Source organism: Polaromonas sp. OV174 (assembly GCF_900112285.1).
In the GTDB taxonomy this organism is placed as follows: Bacteria; Pseudomonadota; Gammaproteobacteria; order Burkholderiales; family Burkholderiaceae_C; genus Polaromonas.
Map to the genome: position 1 here is coordinate 92,905 of NZ_FOKZ01000013.1, position 13,237 is coordinate 106,141.

Annotated in this window: 12 protein-coding genes; 9 read left to right on the forward strand and 3 right to left on the reverse strand. The window is 60.9% G+C overall.

Features of this window, described 5'->3' with window-relative positions:
* Positions 1-128: 128 nt before the first annotated feature.
* The 4 genes from yajC (at position 129) to BM160_RS13070 (ending at position 5,884) form a co-directional block, all read left to right on the forward strand.
* On the forward strand, positions 129-470 hold the full coding sequence (yajC, locus tag BM160_RS13055; RefSeq protein WP_092006041.1) for a preprotein translocase subunit YajC: 342 nt from the start codon (positions 129-131) through the stop codon (positions 468-470).
* Between the two features lie 74 nt (positions 471-544).
* Entirely contained in the window at positions 545-2,419 is a 1,875-nt protein-coding gene (gene secD / locus BM160_RS13060; protein WP_092006044.1) for a protein translocase subunit SecD, read from the forward strand.
* A 38-nt stretch (positions 2,420-2,457) separates the two neighbouring features.
* Positions 2,458-3,411 (forward strand): protein translocase subunit SecF, encoded by a 954-nt coding sequence (gene secF, locus BM160_RS13065; RefSeq protein ID WP_092006047.1) that lies wholly within the window; start codon positions 2,458-2,460, stop codon positions 3,409-3,411.
* A 28-nt stretch (positions 3,412-3,439) separates the two neighbouring features.
* The gene (locus BM160_RS13070) at positions 3,440-5,884 is read left to right on the forward strand and encodes a DUF1631 family protein (RefSeq protein ID WP_092006050.1); all 2,445 of its coding nucleotides are present in this window, start codon (positions 3,440-3,442) and stop codon (positions 5,882-5,884) included.
* 23 nt (positions 5,885-5,907) lie between these two features.
* Here BM160_RS13070 and BM160_RS13075 read toward each other — a convergent pair whose 3' ends face one another.
* From BM160_RS13075 to BM160_RS13085, 3 genes are all read right to left on the reverse strand, one after another.
* Positions 5,908-6,423: a Smg family protein gene (locus tag BM160_RS13075; protein WP_092006053.1), complete on the reverse strand. Its 516-nt coding sequence runs from the start codon at positions 6,421-6,423 to the stop codon at positions 5,908-5,910.
* A gap of 64 nt (positions 6,424-6,487) precedes the next feature.
* The gene (gene dprA / locus BM160_RS13080; RefSeq protein ID WP_092006057.1) at positions 6,488-7,615 is read right to left on the reverse strand and encodes a DNA-processing protein DprA; all 1,128 of its coding nucleotides are present in this window, start codon (positions 7,613-7,615) and stop codon (positions 6,488-6,490) included.
* Between the two features lie 74 nt (positions 7,616-7,689).
* Positions 7,690-8,907, reverse strand: coding sequence for a LysM peptidoglycan-binding domain-containing protein (locus BM160_RS13085; protein WP_092006060.1), 1,218 nt, complete (start codon positions 8,905-8,907; stop codon positions 7,690-7,692).
* Between the two features lie 196 nt (positions 8,908-9,103).
* On the opposite strand from BM160_RS13085, the gene def reads away from it, so the two are divergent.
* The 5 genes from def (at position 9,104) to BM160_RS13110 (ending at position 13,153) form a co-directional block, all read left to right on the forward strand.
* Positions 9,104-9,625, forward strand: a complete 522-nt coding sequence (gene def / locus BM160_RS13090; protein WP_092006062.1) for a peptide deformylase — start codon at positions 9,104-9,106, stop codon at positions 9,623-9,625.
* A gap of 68 nt (positions 9,626-9,693) precedes the next feature.
* Positions 9,694-10,677 (forward strand): methionyl-tRNA formyltransferase, encoded by a 984-nt coding sequence (gene fmt / locus BM160_RS13095; RefSeq protein ID WP_092006065.1) that lies wholly within the window; start codon positions 9,694-9,696, stop codon positions 10,675-10,677.
* 11 nt (positions 10,678-10,688) lie between these two features.
* A complete protein-coding gene (locus BM160_RS13100; protein ID WP_092006068.1) occupies positions 10,689-11,459 on the forward strand; it encodes an AzlC family ABC transporter permease in 771 nt (256 codons plus the stop codon).
* Positions 11,456-11,785 (forward strand): AzlD domain-containing protein, encoded by a 330-nt coding sequence (locus BM160_RS13105; protein ID WP_092006071.1) that lies wholly within the window; start codon positions 11,456-11,458, stop codon positions 11,783-11,785. The genes BM160_RS13100 and BM160_RS13105 overlap by 4 nt, the downstream gene beginning before the upstream one ends.
* Positions 11,786-11,959: 174 nt before the next feature.
* Positions 11,960-13,153: a phosphoglycerate kinase gene (locus BM160_RS13110; RefSeq protein ID WP_092006074.1), complete on the forward strand. Its 1,194-nt coding sequence runs from the start codon at positions 11,960-11,962 to the stop codon at positions 13,151-13,153.
* Positions 13,154-13,237 lie beyond the last annotated feature (84 nt).

Sequence of the window (13,237 nt, forward strand, 5' to 3'; positions counted from 1 at the left end):
TGAAAATAGCCGGGTGAGCGCCAGCTTCCGCTATGCTGCCCGACGCATACAATCATCAAGTCTGCGCCCTGGCTACCTAAGAGCCGGAGCGCTTATCAGTATTCCTTTAAATCATTGTGGAGTTAGCCGTGTTCATTTCTTCTGCCTTTGCCCAAACTGCTCCCGCCGCTGCCGCAGGTGGCGACATGATGTCTTCCCTGACCGGCATGCTGCCATTGGTGCTGATGTTTGTGGTGCTGTATTTCGTGATGATCCGGCCGCAAATGAAGAAGCAAAAAGAGCACCGCGCCATGATCGAAGCGCTGGCCAAAGGCGATGAGGTGGCTACTGCGGGTGGTCTGCTGGGCAAGGTGACCAAGCTGGGTGACGCATATCTGACGCTTGAACTCGCGCCCGGCGTTGAAGTGCAATTGCAGCGTAGCGCTATCGTCCAGGTCTTGCCCAAGGGCGCCATCAATAGCGCCAAATAAGGCCGCAAGGTGTTGTGGGGTCGCTTGAGCCGGCCCAAGTCATTGTCCATACGTCCACCAGGAACAGCCCTCTCATGAATCGTTATCCGGTCTGGAAGTACGCCCTTATGGTGGTCGTGCTATTAGTCGCCATCCTGTATACCTTGCCTAATTTTTTTGGCGAGGCGCCGGCGGTACAAATCTCCAGTGCTAAAGCCATCGTCAAGGTGGATAGCACCACTAGCGCCAAGGTGGAGCAGGCACTCAAGGATGCCGGAATTACGGCCGATGCCATTGCCCTGGAGGGCAGTTCGGTCAAGGTGCGTTTTGGCGATACCGATACCCAGCTCAAGGCCAAGGACGCGATTCAGAAGGCGCTGACGCCCGACGCGACCGATCCGGCTTATGTGGTTGCCCTGAACCTGTTGTCGCGTTCACCCGCCTGGCTCACTTCGCTGCATGCTTTCCCGATGTATCTGGGACTGGACTTGCGCGGTGGCGTGCACTTCATGCTGCAAGTGGACATGCAGGCGGCGCTCACCAAACGGGCGGAATCCCTGGCGGGTGACATTCGCACGTCCTTGCGCGAGAAAAATATCCGACACGGTGGCATCACGCGCAACGGACAGGCGATAGAGATCAAATTGCGCGACTCGGCGACCCTGGCATCGACCAAGGCGCTGATTCAGGACCAGTTCGTTGATCTCCAGATGGTTGAGGCTGCTGTGGGCACCGAGTACAGCCTGACCGCCACCATCAAGCCTGAGGCCGCGCGCCGAATCCAGGACCAGGCGCTCAAGCAGAACATGGTGACCCTGCATAACCGGATCAACGAGCTGGGCGTGGCCGAGCCGGTGATTCAACAGCAGGGCATAGACCGTATCGTGGTGCAGTTGCCCGGCGTGCAGGATACCGCCAAGGCCAAGGATATTCTTGGCCGCACCGCTACGCTGGAGATGCGTCTGGTGGACGACAGCGCTGAAGCCAAAGCTGCGGAAAACAATACCGGTCCGGTACCCTTTGGAGCGGAGCGCTTTTTCGAGCGCAATGGCCAGGCCGTGATTGTCAAGAAGCAGGTGATTCTGACCGGCGAAAATCTCACCGATGCACAGCCAGGCTTTGACTCGCAGAACCAGCAACCCAAGGTCGACCTGACGGTGGACGCCAAGGGTGGCCGCATCATGCGCGACACCAGCCGTGAAAACATCAAGAAGCGCATGGCGATCTTGCTGTTTGAAAAAGGCAAGGGCGAAGTGCTGACGGCTCCGGTGATCCAGAGCGAACTGGGCAACCGGTTTCAGATTTCAGGCTCCATGAGCGTGAATGAGGCCAGCGACCTGGCCCTGCTGCTGCGTGCTGGTTCGCTGGCCGCACCTATGGAAATCATAGAAGAGCGCACCATTGGCCCGACGCTGGGAGCCGACAATATTTCCAAGGGCTTTCACAGTGTGTCCTGGGGCTTTGTCGTGATTGTCGCGTTCATGGCGGTCTATTACATGCTGTTTGGCCTGTTCTCTGGCCTGGCGCTGGCCGTCAACCTGCTGCTGTTGGTGGCCGTGCTGTCCATGCTGCAGGCGACCTTGACGCTGCCTGGTATGGCGGCCATGGCGCTGGCACTGGGTATGGCGATTGACTCCAATGTGCTGATCAACGAGCGGGTGCGCGAGGAGTTGCGCAGTGGCGCTTCGCCGCAGGCGGCGATTCATGCCGGCTACGAGCGGGCCTGGGCAACGATTCTGGACTCCAATATTTCGACGCTGATTGTCGGCCTGGCCCTGCTGGCCTTTGGCTCCGGCCCGGTGCGCGGTTTTGCCGTGGTGCATTGCATAGGCATTATGACCAGCATGTTCTCGGCGGTATTTTTCTCGCGTGGCCTGGTTAATCTCTGGTACGGCCGTCAGAAAAAGCTCAAGACGATTTCCATCGGCACCGTGTGGCGTCCCGACGCGTCCGGCGCCGTTGCCAAATAAAGTCAGCTCTTTTTCCTGAATTGCCCCAAGGACCCCAGATGGAATTCTTCAAAATCCGGCGTGACATTCCGTTTATGCGGCACGCCCTGGCCTTCAACGTCATCAGCTTTGCGACCTTTGCGCTGGCGGTGTTTTTCCTGTTCTCCCGAGGCTTGCATCTGTCGGTGGAATTCACTGGCGGTACGCTGATGGAGGTCAGCTACACCCAGGCTGCCGACGTCGGCAAAATCCGGGATACCGTGGCCGACCTTGGCTTCAAGGATGTGCAGGTGCAGAATTTCGGCACTTCGCGCGATGTGATGATCCGTTTGCCGGCCCAGAAAGGCGTGAGCACGGCCCAGCAGAGCGAGGCCGTCATGACGGCACTCAAGGCGGCCAGCCCCGATGTGAATTTGCGCCGTACCGAGTTTGTCGGGCCTCAGGTCGGCGATGAGCTGACGCATGACGGACTGAAGGCTCTGGCCGTGGTGGTCCTGGGCATCATGATTTACTTGGCATTCCGGTTCGAGTGGAAATATGCCGTTGCGGCCATCATTGCCAACTTGCATGACGTGGTCATTATTCTTGGCTTCTTTGCTTACTTTCAGTGGGAGTTTTCGCTTCCTGTGCTGGCGGCGATATTGGCGGTACTGGGCTATTCCGTCAACGAGTCGGTGGTTATTTTTGACCGGATCCGCGAGAACTTTCGTCGTTACCGCAAGATGAATACTGTGGAGATCATTAATAATGCGATCACCTCCACCATCAGCCGTACCATCATTACCCACGGCTCCACCGAGGTCATGGTGCTGTCCATGCTGTTGTTTGGCGGCCCTACCTTGCATTATTTTGCGCTGGCCCTCACCATCGGAATTCTGTTTGGGATTTACTCATCCGTATTCGTGGCTGCATCGATTGCGATGTGGCTGGGCATCAAGCGCGAAGACCTGATCAAAGGGCCTGCAAAGAAAGAAGAAGACCCGAATGATCCCAACGCAGGTGCTACGGTGTAAGCTGTAAGTTATAGCATTCAGGGCGTTTGTGGCTCCAAGTAATCAAAAGAACAGTCTTATTGTCGAGCAGGCACGTGCGTTATTTACGGAGCGTATAGCGCGCCTGTTGCCCGAGTTGGCGAAAGCCATTGCCGATAACTTGTCGGCCCTGGCTGCCCAGCCTGGCGGTGGACGCGAGCAGCAGGAACGGCGCGATGCCTTGCTGGCTTATCAAAAGAATGGTGCGGCCTGGGTTCAGTCCACCATTCGCGCCTGGAGCAATGCCCAGGCATCCAGATCGGCTGTCGTGCCTGCAAGATTGGCTGATACGGACAAACTGGAGCTGATGGGTGATGAGGTGGTGGAGAACAGGATTCTTGCCTCGCGCCTGGCGCTGCGCTTGCTGGATTTTGCAAGTTGGGAGCTCAATGATCTTCGGTTGCGTGTGCAGAGTCTGGAAGGTCTTTCCGAACTCCACAAGCAGGACATTTTCCGCCCCGAAGTACTGGCTCAACATCTGATCGAGCAGTGGGCGCATGTGTCTTTGCCTCAGTCTGCCTGGCTGATGGTGCAGGACCTGGTCCAGAAAAGCATGGCGGAAAGCATGCTGGATATCTACCACGCGACCAATGAGTTCCTGGTGCGGCAAGGCGTGATGGTGGAAATCGATCTGCGGCCCCTGGTCAAGCGAACCCCTTCAGCCGTCACCACCAATTCGCCTGCGAGCGGCCACGGGGGTCCCGAGTCGCTGCGTGGACAAGTCGGATCGAAAGCTGCTCCGCTCAGTGACTTCGGTCGATCCCAGGTTTCCGGCATGGGAGCCGCTTCCGGTACAGGCTCACCGTACAACGGCGGCGATATTCGCAGCGGTGTTTCGAGCGCTGCCATGGCGGTCAACAGAGGCAAGGAAACGGCGGCTCAGACCTCGGGAAACTGGGGCTCGGATCACCCGGTCTATGATGAAACACGCATGGAAACAGCGACCTCGCCCTTGGCGCGGGTGCGCATGCGTGCCCAGGGTGTGATGGGCCACCTCAAGCGGCTGCTTTCAAGCCAGGTGTCGGATTTTGAAGAGACGCGTGCCAATCCGGTGTCTCCCCAGCTTGAGCAGGCCATGGTCAGTGTGCTGCGGGCCGAGGACAGTGGTGCGGAGTCGCCAACCGTGCTCGCCGATGCGCAGGGCCAGGCCTACGGTCAGACCCATGTGGATCAGGCCATGGGCGCTTTGCGCAAGCGCACCAGCGCGCTGAAGCAGGCGGCTTCCAGTACCTCGGAAAAAGCGACCATTGAAATTGTCGCCCTGATGTTCCAGAGCATTCTGGCGGAAGACCGCATTCCGGCGGTCATCCGCGTCTGGTTTGCGCGACTCCAAATGCCGGTGTTGCGTGTCGCGATTTCCGAGCCTGAGTTTTTTGGCTCCCTGCAGCACCCGGCGCGCCGCCTGATTGACCGCATGGGCTCTTGCGTGCTCGGTTTCGATGTCACCGTGGCAGGCGGCATCCTGGAGTCGGAAATCAAGCGGGTGGTTCAGGTGATTGAGCAATACCCTGAAACTGGGCGCCGCGTGTTTCAGCTGGTCTACGACGAATTTGACAAATTTTTGTCGAAATTTTTGTCGGAACAAGGCAGTGCTGCGCGTGTGGTGAGTGTGGCTCAGCAGATAGAGCAAAAAGAGACCATGGTGATCCAGTACACCATTGAGATGCGCAACATGCTCAATGACATGCCGGTACGCGATGATATCCGTGAGTTCCTGTTCAAAATCTGGGCCGAAGTGCTGGCCATTGCCGCGATGAAAAATGGCCCCCAGCATGCGGAAACCCTCATGTTCAAACGGGCTGCTGCCGACCTGGTGTGGGCCGCCAGTGCCAAACCCAACCGCAGCGATCGTGCCCGTGTCATTGCCGATCTGCCCAAGTTGCTGCAATTGTTGCGCCTGGGCATGTCCATGCTTGGCTTGGGCGTACCGGTTCAGGATGGCCATTTGAAAGTCATCAGCGACACGCTGGCAGACGCTTTCATGTCCAAAACTGATGCCATTTCCTTGGAACGGGTAGAGGCCATGGCCCAGCGGCTGACCAATCTGGAGGACTATCTGTCCGATGAGGATGTCGGCGACCTGCCGCTGGATACGGACAGCCTGGTGACCATGATAGGCATTGATGCGGCGGATATTGAGGTGATTGCCGACGGCGGCAGTCAGCCCACGGCAGCCATGCGGGCCTGGGCCAAAGAGTTGCAGTTGGGCACCTGGTTCAGTCTGGACCACAATGGCCAAATCAGCCATGTGCAGTTCGCCTGGTGCAGCGATCGCCAGCAGTTGCACCTGTTTGCCGCCGCCGACGGCCGCAACTTCCTGATTCAGGCGCGCCGGCTGGCGGCTTACCTGCAAGCCGGCTTGCTGGTGCCGACCGAAGAAGAGGCGCTCACGGTGCGCGCTACGCGCGATGCGCTGGCCAAGCTGGATGCCAATCCGGAGCGTTTGCTCGGCTAACGGTCAATTTCGGGGGGCAAAGCTCAGTGGGCGAGACGGAACTCCGTGTCGTCGCAGAGCTCGTCCAGCACCAGCGCATCCGGCTCTTCGCCAAAGCTCCAGTACACCATGAGGACAATGATTTTCAGGTCGTCCAGCGTCACCGGGTCGCCTGGCGCTGCCATGGCGCGGTCTATGACAATTTCCCGCATGTGCGGCGGCAACACGCCAGAGGATTCCAGGAAACTGACAAACCCCAGGCTTTGCGCGCCCAAATGCACTTGTTCTGCCACTGAGTAAATGCGCAGGCTGTTGGCCGATTGCGCTTGAATGCCTGGCCCTACGCTGGCGGGCTGACTACCGTCCGCCAAGGCTTTGGCCGGCAGGCCTGTCTGCGTGCCTTGTGCGGCGATGTTCAGACCGTCCAGCCACACCAGCGCCGCCTGGATTTCTTCGGCCTCGAATCCTGCGGCAGTGAGTTTGCGCCCCAGCCGCTGAAATTCGGGGCAGGCATCACCTTGCCAGTAATTCTCGTAAACGTAGACCAAGACTTCAAACATGTAATCAATATAACGCAGATGAGGGCGGCGGTGTCAGCCAGCCCGGGAAGGCCGCGTTGGGCTGTCAGCTCGCCGCCAGGCGCTGAAACAGGCCACCCGGCAGGCGCGCGACCTGGCCGCTGAGCTCGAGCTCCAGCAGCCGCGCTTGCAGCCGGGCGGTTTCCAGCCCGCATCGGGCCTGCAAGGCGTCCAGGCTGACGGCATCAAAGCCCAGCGCCGCCAGCAGCGGGTCATGGTCGTCGGACGGCTGCGCCAGCGGATCGGTGTGGTCCGCGCTCTGGACGGAGCCCAGGGGCAGGCGTAGCTCTTCGAGCACGTCTTGCGCCAGCTCCACCAGCTTGGCGCCCTGTTTGATCAGCGCATGGCAGCCGCGCGACTGCGGCGAGTGGATGGAGCCGGGAATGGCAAAGACCTCTTTGCCCTGTTCGGCCGCCAGACGGGCCGTGATGAGCGAACCCGATTGCAGCGCGGCTTCGACCACCAGCGTGCCCCGCGACAGCCCCGAGATGATGCGGTTGCGCTTTGGGAAATTGGCCATCAGCGGCGGTGTTCCGAGCGGAAACTCGCTGATGAGCATGCCCTGCTTGGCAATCCGGTGCGCCAGGGCCAGGTGTTTTTTGGGATAAACCCGGTCCAGCCCGGTGCCGACCACGGCAATCGTGTCGCCGCCGCCCAACAGGGCGCCATCATGGGCCGCGCCATCTATGCCCAGCGCCAGGCCAGACACCACGCACAGGCCGGCGCTGCCAAAGGCCTTGGCAAATTGCCTGGCGTTCGCTTCACCCTGCGGCGTGGGGTTGCGGCTGCCCACGATGGCTAAATTGATTGCTACTGTTTTGGTAGCTGTATGCGCTTGAATGGCAAGGGTTCCAAGCATATAAAGCATCAAGGGTGGGTCTTCGATGTCGAGCAGGGTGGCCGGATAAGCGGCGTCGCCCAGGCTGACGACGCGCCTGTCTTCGCCGGCCTGCAGCCAGTTCTGCGTGGTTTGCAGCAGGGCCGCCAGGGCCGGCGGTTCGGTTTGCAGGGCGCTGGCCAGTGCCTCGGAGCCGAGTTGCCGCAGGGTTGTTGCGCTTTGCTCAAAAATGGCTTGTGCCGAGCCGAAACTCGCCAGCAGCTTGCGTGCCGTGGCATTGCCCACGCCGGGAGACAGGGTCAGCCTTAGCCAGGCTTGAAGTTCTTGAGAGTCCACGGGGCTATGGCTTTTAGCAGGACGCGGGCCTGATATGAGCAAACATCAAAGGCCAGGCCCGCCGCTGCTCAAGCTCAATTCGGATTGACGAAGCGGTCACCGACCTTGACCCCATCGGTCACTTGCAGGACTAGCGCATAAGACAGGTTCTCAAAGGTGCGAAACACCATCATCAGTCCGTTGCGTTCGTTGGGCAGCTTGAGCTGGGGGCGGGCGCTATCCGTCTTGTCCTGCAGGCGCTGGCCGTCCTTGACGATGGCCATCACATGGCCACGTTCCAGTCCATCTTGGGTGCCGCGGTTGATCACGACGACCTGGTTTTCTGCCGCAAAGGCCACGGCGCTGCCGTAGACCGAAACGATCTGGCCATTGATGGGGCTGGCCGGCGCGTGCGGTACGTAGCTGCGCAATTCACGCGGTGGCTCGGGCAGCAGGCGGTCGCCGACCCACATTTCTTCCTTGGTGGCCACGATGTCTATGGTGGCCGGCACGATGTCGGTGGCCGCTTGGCCTTCGACCTGCACCATGGATTCTCCGCGCACCAGCTCGGCCTTGCCCACATACTGGGCCTCATAACCCAGGATTTTCTGCGTGCTCGGGTCTTTCAGTGGCGTGGCATTGCGAAACACCCGGAAATCCAGCGGCTCGCCTTTGGCGTCGCTCAGTGGCTTGCCGGTGGCCTTGCCGCCCACGTACTCGCCGCGCGCGTAAGCCCGGTCGCCACGGCTGAGCAGCACCCTGCCCTCCTGTGCGGCCACAATCCGTGGCGCCCGCGAAAACGTGGCTTCATCGACGATCAAGGCTTCGGCCAGAAAGGGTTCAATGATCTGGGACGATAGTGTGGGAATGGAAGCATCGGTCAGTGATTGCGAGCGGGTACGGGGCGAGAGCCGTATGGTGTCGGTGGGCGGGCCGTCCTGGCTGGCCTGGCGCGTGCGCAAGATGGCCCGGCCATTGGACTTGTCCAGATAGAGCTGTTGGCCGGGGTAAATCCGGTGCGGGTTGCTGATGTCTTGCAGGTTCATGCCCCACAGCTCTGGCCAGCGCCAAGGGCTTTTGAGGAACAGGCCGGAAATGGCCCATAGTGTGTCGCCCCGTTTCACGCTATAGCTGTCGGGTGCATTGGGGGCCAGCTCGGCCAGCGGAATACCGAGTTCGGCCACCTGGGCGGCTGTGGCCTTTTGCCCGGCAGTGACGGGGAAGTTCTGTGCATGCAGGCCAACGCTCCCGCCCAGGAGAGCGACGGCGGCGGCGATTGAAATAGGCGTGAAACGACCAAAGATAGAAGGCATATATGAGTGCTTTTGGGGCTGAGGCGCTTACATTTTGACTAAAAAATCGTATTTCGTAGTATTTGTATCTTGAGAAATCACGAACGATTCTGTACTTAAGCCCTTGATTAAGCAACGTTTACGCGATTCTGAGATTATTGAAACGATTAAAAACCGAGAAAAGTGGCGAAAATAGCGACTTCTCTCCATGTCACCCATGAATCCACTCACCATTCTTCGTTATCCTGATCCGCGCCTGCACACGGTTGCCAAGCCTGTGGCCGCTATTGATGCGCGTATTCGCCAACTGGCCAGCGCCATGTTCGAGACCATGTATGAGGCCGCTGGCATAGGCCTGGCGGCCACCCAGGTGGACATGCATGAACGCCTGATCGTGATTGACGTGAGCGAAGACCACGACCAGCCGCTGGTGTTGATCAACCCCGAGATCGTTTGGGCCAGCGCCGAAACCCGCTTGGGCGAAGAGGGCTGTTTATCGGTGCCTGGGATTTACGACGGCGTGGAGCGCTCGATTGCCGTCAAGGTGCAGGCGCTGGATCTGGACGGCAAACTGCAGGTCCATGAGGCCGAAGGCATGCTGGCGGTCTGCATCCAGCATGAAATGGACCATTTGATGGGCAAGGTGTTCGTGGAATACCTGTCCCCCTTGAAGCGCAACCGCATCAAGACCAAGTTGATCAAGCAGAAAAAAGACGAAGAGCGCGACGCCGTACGCTGACGCCGGCCTGAGGGGTTTTTCATCGCGCCGGCCTGGCGCGGGGCGGCGACTCTCTAGAATCAGGCCCCATGCGCGTTATTTTTGCCGGTACCCCTGAATTTGCCCGTGTGGCGCTTGCAAAACTGCACGCCGCCGGCTTTGATATCCCCCTGGTGCTGACGCAGCCGGACCGCCCCGCCGGTCGTGGCATGAAGTTGCAGGCCTCTGCGGTCAAGCAGTGGGCCGAAAGCCAGAACATCCCGGTCGCGCAGCCGCGCAGCTTGCGTCTCGATGGCAAATACCCCGAAGACGCCGCAGCCGCCCGCGCGGCGATTCAAGCGGCGCGGGCCGATGTCATGGTGGTGGCGGCTTACGGTCTGATCCTGCCGCAGTGGGTGCTTGATGCACCCAGGCTGGGTTGCCTGAATATCCATGCGTCCCTGCTGCCGCGCTGGCGCGGCGCCGCGCCGATTCACCGCGCCATCGAGGCCGGTGACCTGGAGACCGGCGTCACCATCATGCAGATGGACGCGGGGCTGGACACCGGCGACATGTTGTTGCGCGAAAAACTGGCGATCGCCCCCGAGGACACCACGGGCACGCTGCACGACAAGTTGGCGGCGCTGGGCGGACAGATGATTGTGGCGGCCCTCGAGTTGGCGGCCCGCGGCGAATTGCTGGCGACAAAGCAGACCGAGCAGGGTGTGAGCTATGCCCACAAGATAGACAAGGCCGAGGCGCTGATCGACTGGCGCCAGCCGGCGGCCGTCATAGCGCGCCGCATGCGCGCCTTCAATCCCACGCCCGGCACCGCCAGCACGCTGGACGGTGTCGCGGTAAAGCTTTTCAGCTCTTATATTGATAGCTGTCTGCGCGCGTCTGATAAGGCTCCTGGCACGATTTTGCTTGCGGATGCTGAGGGTGTCGCGGTGCAGTGTGGCGAGGGCGTGCTGCGCCTCACCGAGCTGCAGCGCACCGGCGGCAAGCGGCTGCCGGTGGCCGACTTTCTACGCGGGATCGCGCTGACGCCTGGCATGGTGCTGGGCCGTCCGGTCGCCGGAAGCGCGCCTTGAAACCTGTCTTGATGCCGCAAGCGACCCAGCCCCGGCTGGCGCAATGGCGCGCCAGCCTGAGCGACCCGGACCTGCGCGCCGGCGCCCGCGACATGATGGGCATGTCCATAGGCGTGGCGGCCTGGGGGCTGGTGACCGGCGTGGCCATGATCAAGGGCGGCATGGGCGTCTGGATGTCGCTGCTCATGTCGCTGCTGGTCTATGCCGGCAGTGCCCAACTGGCGGTCATGCCTATGCTGACCGCTGGCGCGCCGCTGTGGGTGATCTGGTTTACCGCCGCCTGCGTGAATGTGCGCTTCATTATTTTCAGTGCGGTCTGGCGCGCCCACTTTGGCCACTTTTCGCGTTTCAAGCGCTGCCTGCTGGGCTATCTGAGCGGCGACGTCACCTACATCATGTTTTCCCAGCGTTACCCGGACGGCAAACCGGGACGCGGGCAGATTCCCTACTTTCTGGGCGCCTCCCTGCTCAACTGGAGCGCCTGGCACATTTCCTCGATCGCCGGTATTTTTCTGGCCAATGTGTTGCCGGTGCAATGGGGTCTGGGTTTTGCCGGTGTGCTGGCCTTGATGGGCGTGCTGTGTTCCATGCTGGTGGACCGCGCCACCTGGCTGGCCCTGGGCGTGGCGGCCAGCGCCGCGCTGGCGGCTTATGCCCTGCCGCTGCGCCTGAACATCCTGGTGGCGATTGCCGCGGCCATGGTGATTGGCCTGATCATCGAGGCGACCGACAAGGCCTTGCGCAACACGCCAGTGACTATTGACGAGGTACCGCACGAATGAGCGATTGGGAAACCGTGCTGGCCATCCTGGGAATGGCGGTGGTCACGCTGCTGACGCGCTGCTTTTTCCTGATCCCGGACAAGGAGGTGCGCTTGCCCGAGTGGCTGCGCCGCAGCCTGCGTTATGCGCCGCTGGCCGCCCTGGGTGCTGTGCTGGCGCCCGAAATCCTGATGCGTGACGGCCAGCTGCTGAACACTCTGATGGATGCGCGCCTGCCGGCGGCGGCCCTGGCCATGGGTTTTTACTTCTGGAAACGCAGCATTCTGGGCACCATAGTCACCGGCATGCTGGTTTACCTGCCGCTGCACATAGGCCTGGGCTGGTAGGACTGGCCCCCACGCTCCGCCGCTGCGCCTGCGGCCCGGCGGAGCCGGTTCCGCGGCCCCAGCTTGCTTTGAGATCGTAAACACGTTCTTAGGGACTCGGGTTGTGTGCGGCCACCTACAATTTGAGGCTTTGGGCGCTGGGCCCCAAAGCTTTTTCCCTTTTGTGAGCCATCCATGAACTTCATCCGTTTTTCCGATTTGTGCGCCAGCGGCAAGGCTGCCGGCCAGCGCGTTTTCATTCGTGCCGACCTGAATGTGCCGCAGGACGAGCATGGCAACATCACCGAAGACACCCGCATCCGCGCCTCTATTCCCTGCCTGCAAATGGCGCTGGATGCCGGCGCCGCCGTGATGGTGACCTCGCACCTGGGTCGCCCGGTGGAAGGTGAGTTCAAGCCGGCGGATTCGCTGGCGCCTGTGGCCAAGCGCCTGGGCGAGCTGATGGGGCGTGAGATTCCTGTCATCGCCAACTGGGTCGATGGCGTGGAGGTCCAGCCCGGCCAGCTGGTGATGCTGGAAAACTGCCGCCTGAACAAGGGCGAGAAAAAGAACGATGAAGCGCTGGCCCGCAAGCTGGCCGCGCTGTGCGACATTTTTGTCCACGATGCCTTTGGTACGGCGCACCGCGCCGAAGCCTCGACCTACGGCATCGCGCAATACGCTCCTATCGCCAGCGCCGGCCCGCTGCTGGCGGCCGAAATGGACGCGATTTCCAAGGCCTTGGCCAATCCGCGCCGCCCGCTGGTCGCCATCGTGGCGGGCAGCAAGGTCTCGACCAAGCTGACGATTTTGAAGGCGCTGTCGGCCAATGTGGACGGCCTGATCGTCGGCGGCGGCATCGCCAACACCTTCATGCTCGCCGCGGGCCTGAAGATAGGCAAGAGCCTGGCCGAGCCCGACCTGCTGGCCGAAGCCAGCGCCGTGATCGAGGCCATGAAGGCGCACGGCGCCGAGGTGCCGATTCCCACCGACGTGGTCACCGCCAAGACCTTTGCTGCCGATGCGCTGGCCACCGTCAAGCGGGCCACTGAAGTGGAAGACGATGACCTGATCCTGGACATAGGCCCAGAAACGACGGCCAAGCTGGCGGCCCAGCTCAAGGCGGCCGGCACCATTGTCTGGAACGGCCCGGTGGGCGTGTTCGAGTTCGAGGCCTTTTCCAAGGGCACCGAAGGCATTGCCCGCGCCATTGCCGAGTCGAGCGCCTTCTCCATCGCCGGCGGCGGCGACACGCTGGCGGCCATTGCCAAGTACGGCATCGAAAAGGATGTTGGCTACATCTCTACCGGCGGCGGCGCTTTCCTGGAGGTGCTGGAAGGCAAAATCCTGCCGGCCTTCGAGATCCTGCAGAAGCGGGCTGCAGGCTAAAACGCTCTTGTTTTAATAGCTGCTTGCGCTAGTCCTGATTGGGCTAGAGGCCTGTTTTCCATGTAAGAACAGGCGTAACGCCCG

Excerpts from the sequence above, each read along its gene's own strand:
- BM160_RS13085 (WP_092006060.1), bottom strand. The coding sequence starts at position 8,907 with ATGCCTTCTATCTTTGGTCGTTTCACGCCTATTTCAATCGCCGCCGCC.
- BM160_RS13075 (WP_092006053.1), bottom strand. The coding sequence starts at position 6,423 with ATGTTTGAAGTCTTGGTCTACGTTTACGAGAATTACTGGCAAGGTGAT.
- BM160_RS13110 (WP_092006074.1), top strand. The coding sequence starts at position 11,960 with ATGAACTTCATCCGTTTTTCCGATTTGTGCGCCAGCGGCAAGGCTGCC.
- BM160_RS13100 (WP_092006068.1), top strand. The coding sequence starts at position 10,689 with ATGCCGCAAGCGACCCAGCCCCGGCTGGCGCAATGGCGCGCCAGCCTG.
- BM160_RS13105 (WP_092006071.1), top strand. The coding sequence starts at position 11,456 with ATGAGCGATTGGGAAACCGTGCTGGCCATCCTGGGAATGGCGGTGGTC.
- def (WP_092006062.1), top strand. The coding sequence starts at position 9,104 with ATGAATCCACTCACCATTCTTCGTTATCCTGATCCGCGCCTGCACACG.
- secD (WP_092006044.1), top strand. The coding sequence starts at position 545 with ATGAATCGTTATCCGGTCTGGAAGTACGCCCTTATGGTGGTCGTGCTA.
- fmt (WP_092006065.1), top strand. The coding sequence starts at position 9,694 with ATGCGCGTTATTTTTGCCGGTACCCCTGAATTTGCCCGTGTGGCGCTT.
- secF (WP_092006047.1), top strand. The coding sequence starts at position 2,458 with ATGGAATTCTTCAAAATCCGGCGTGACATTCCGTTTATGCGGCACGCC.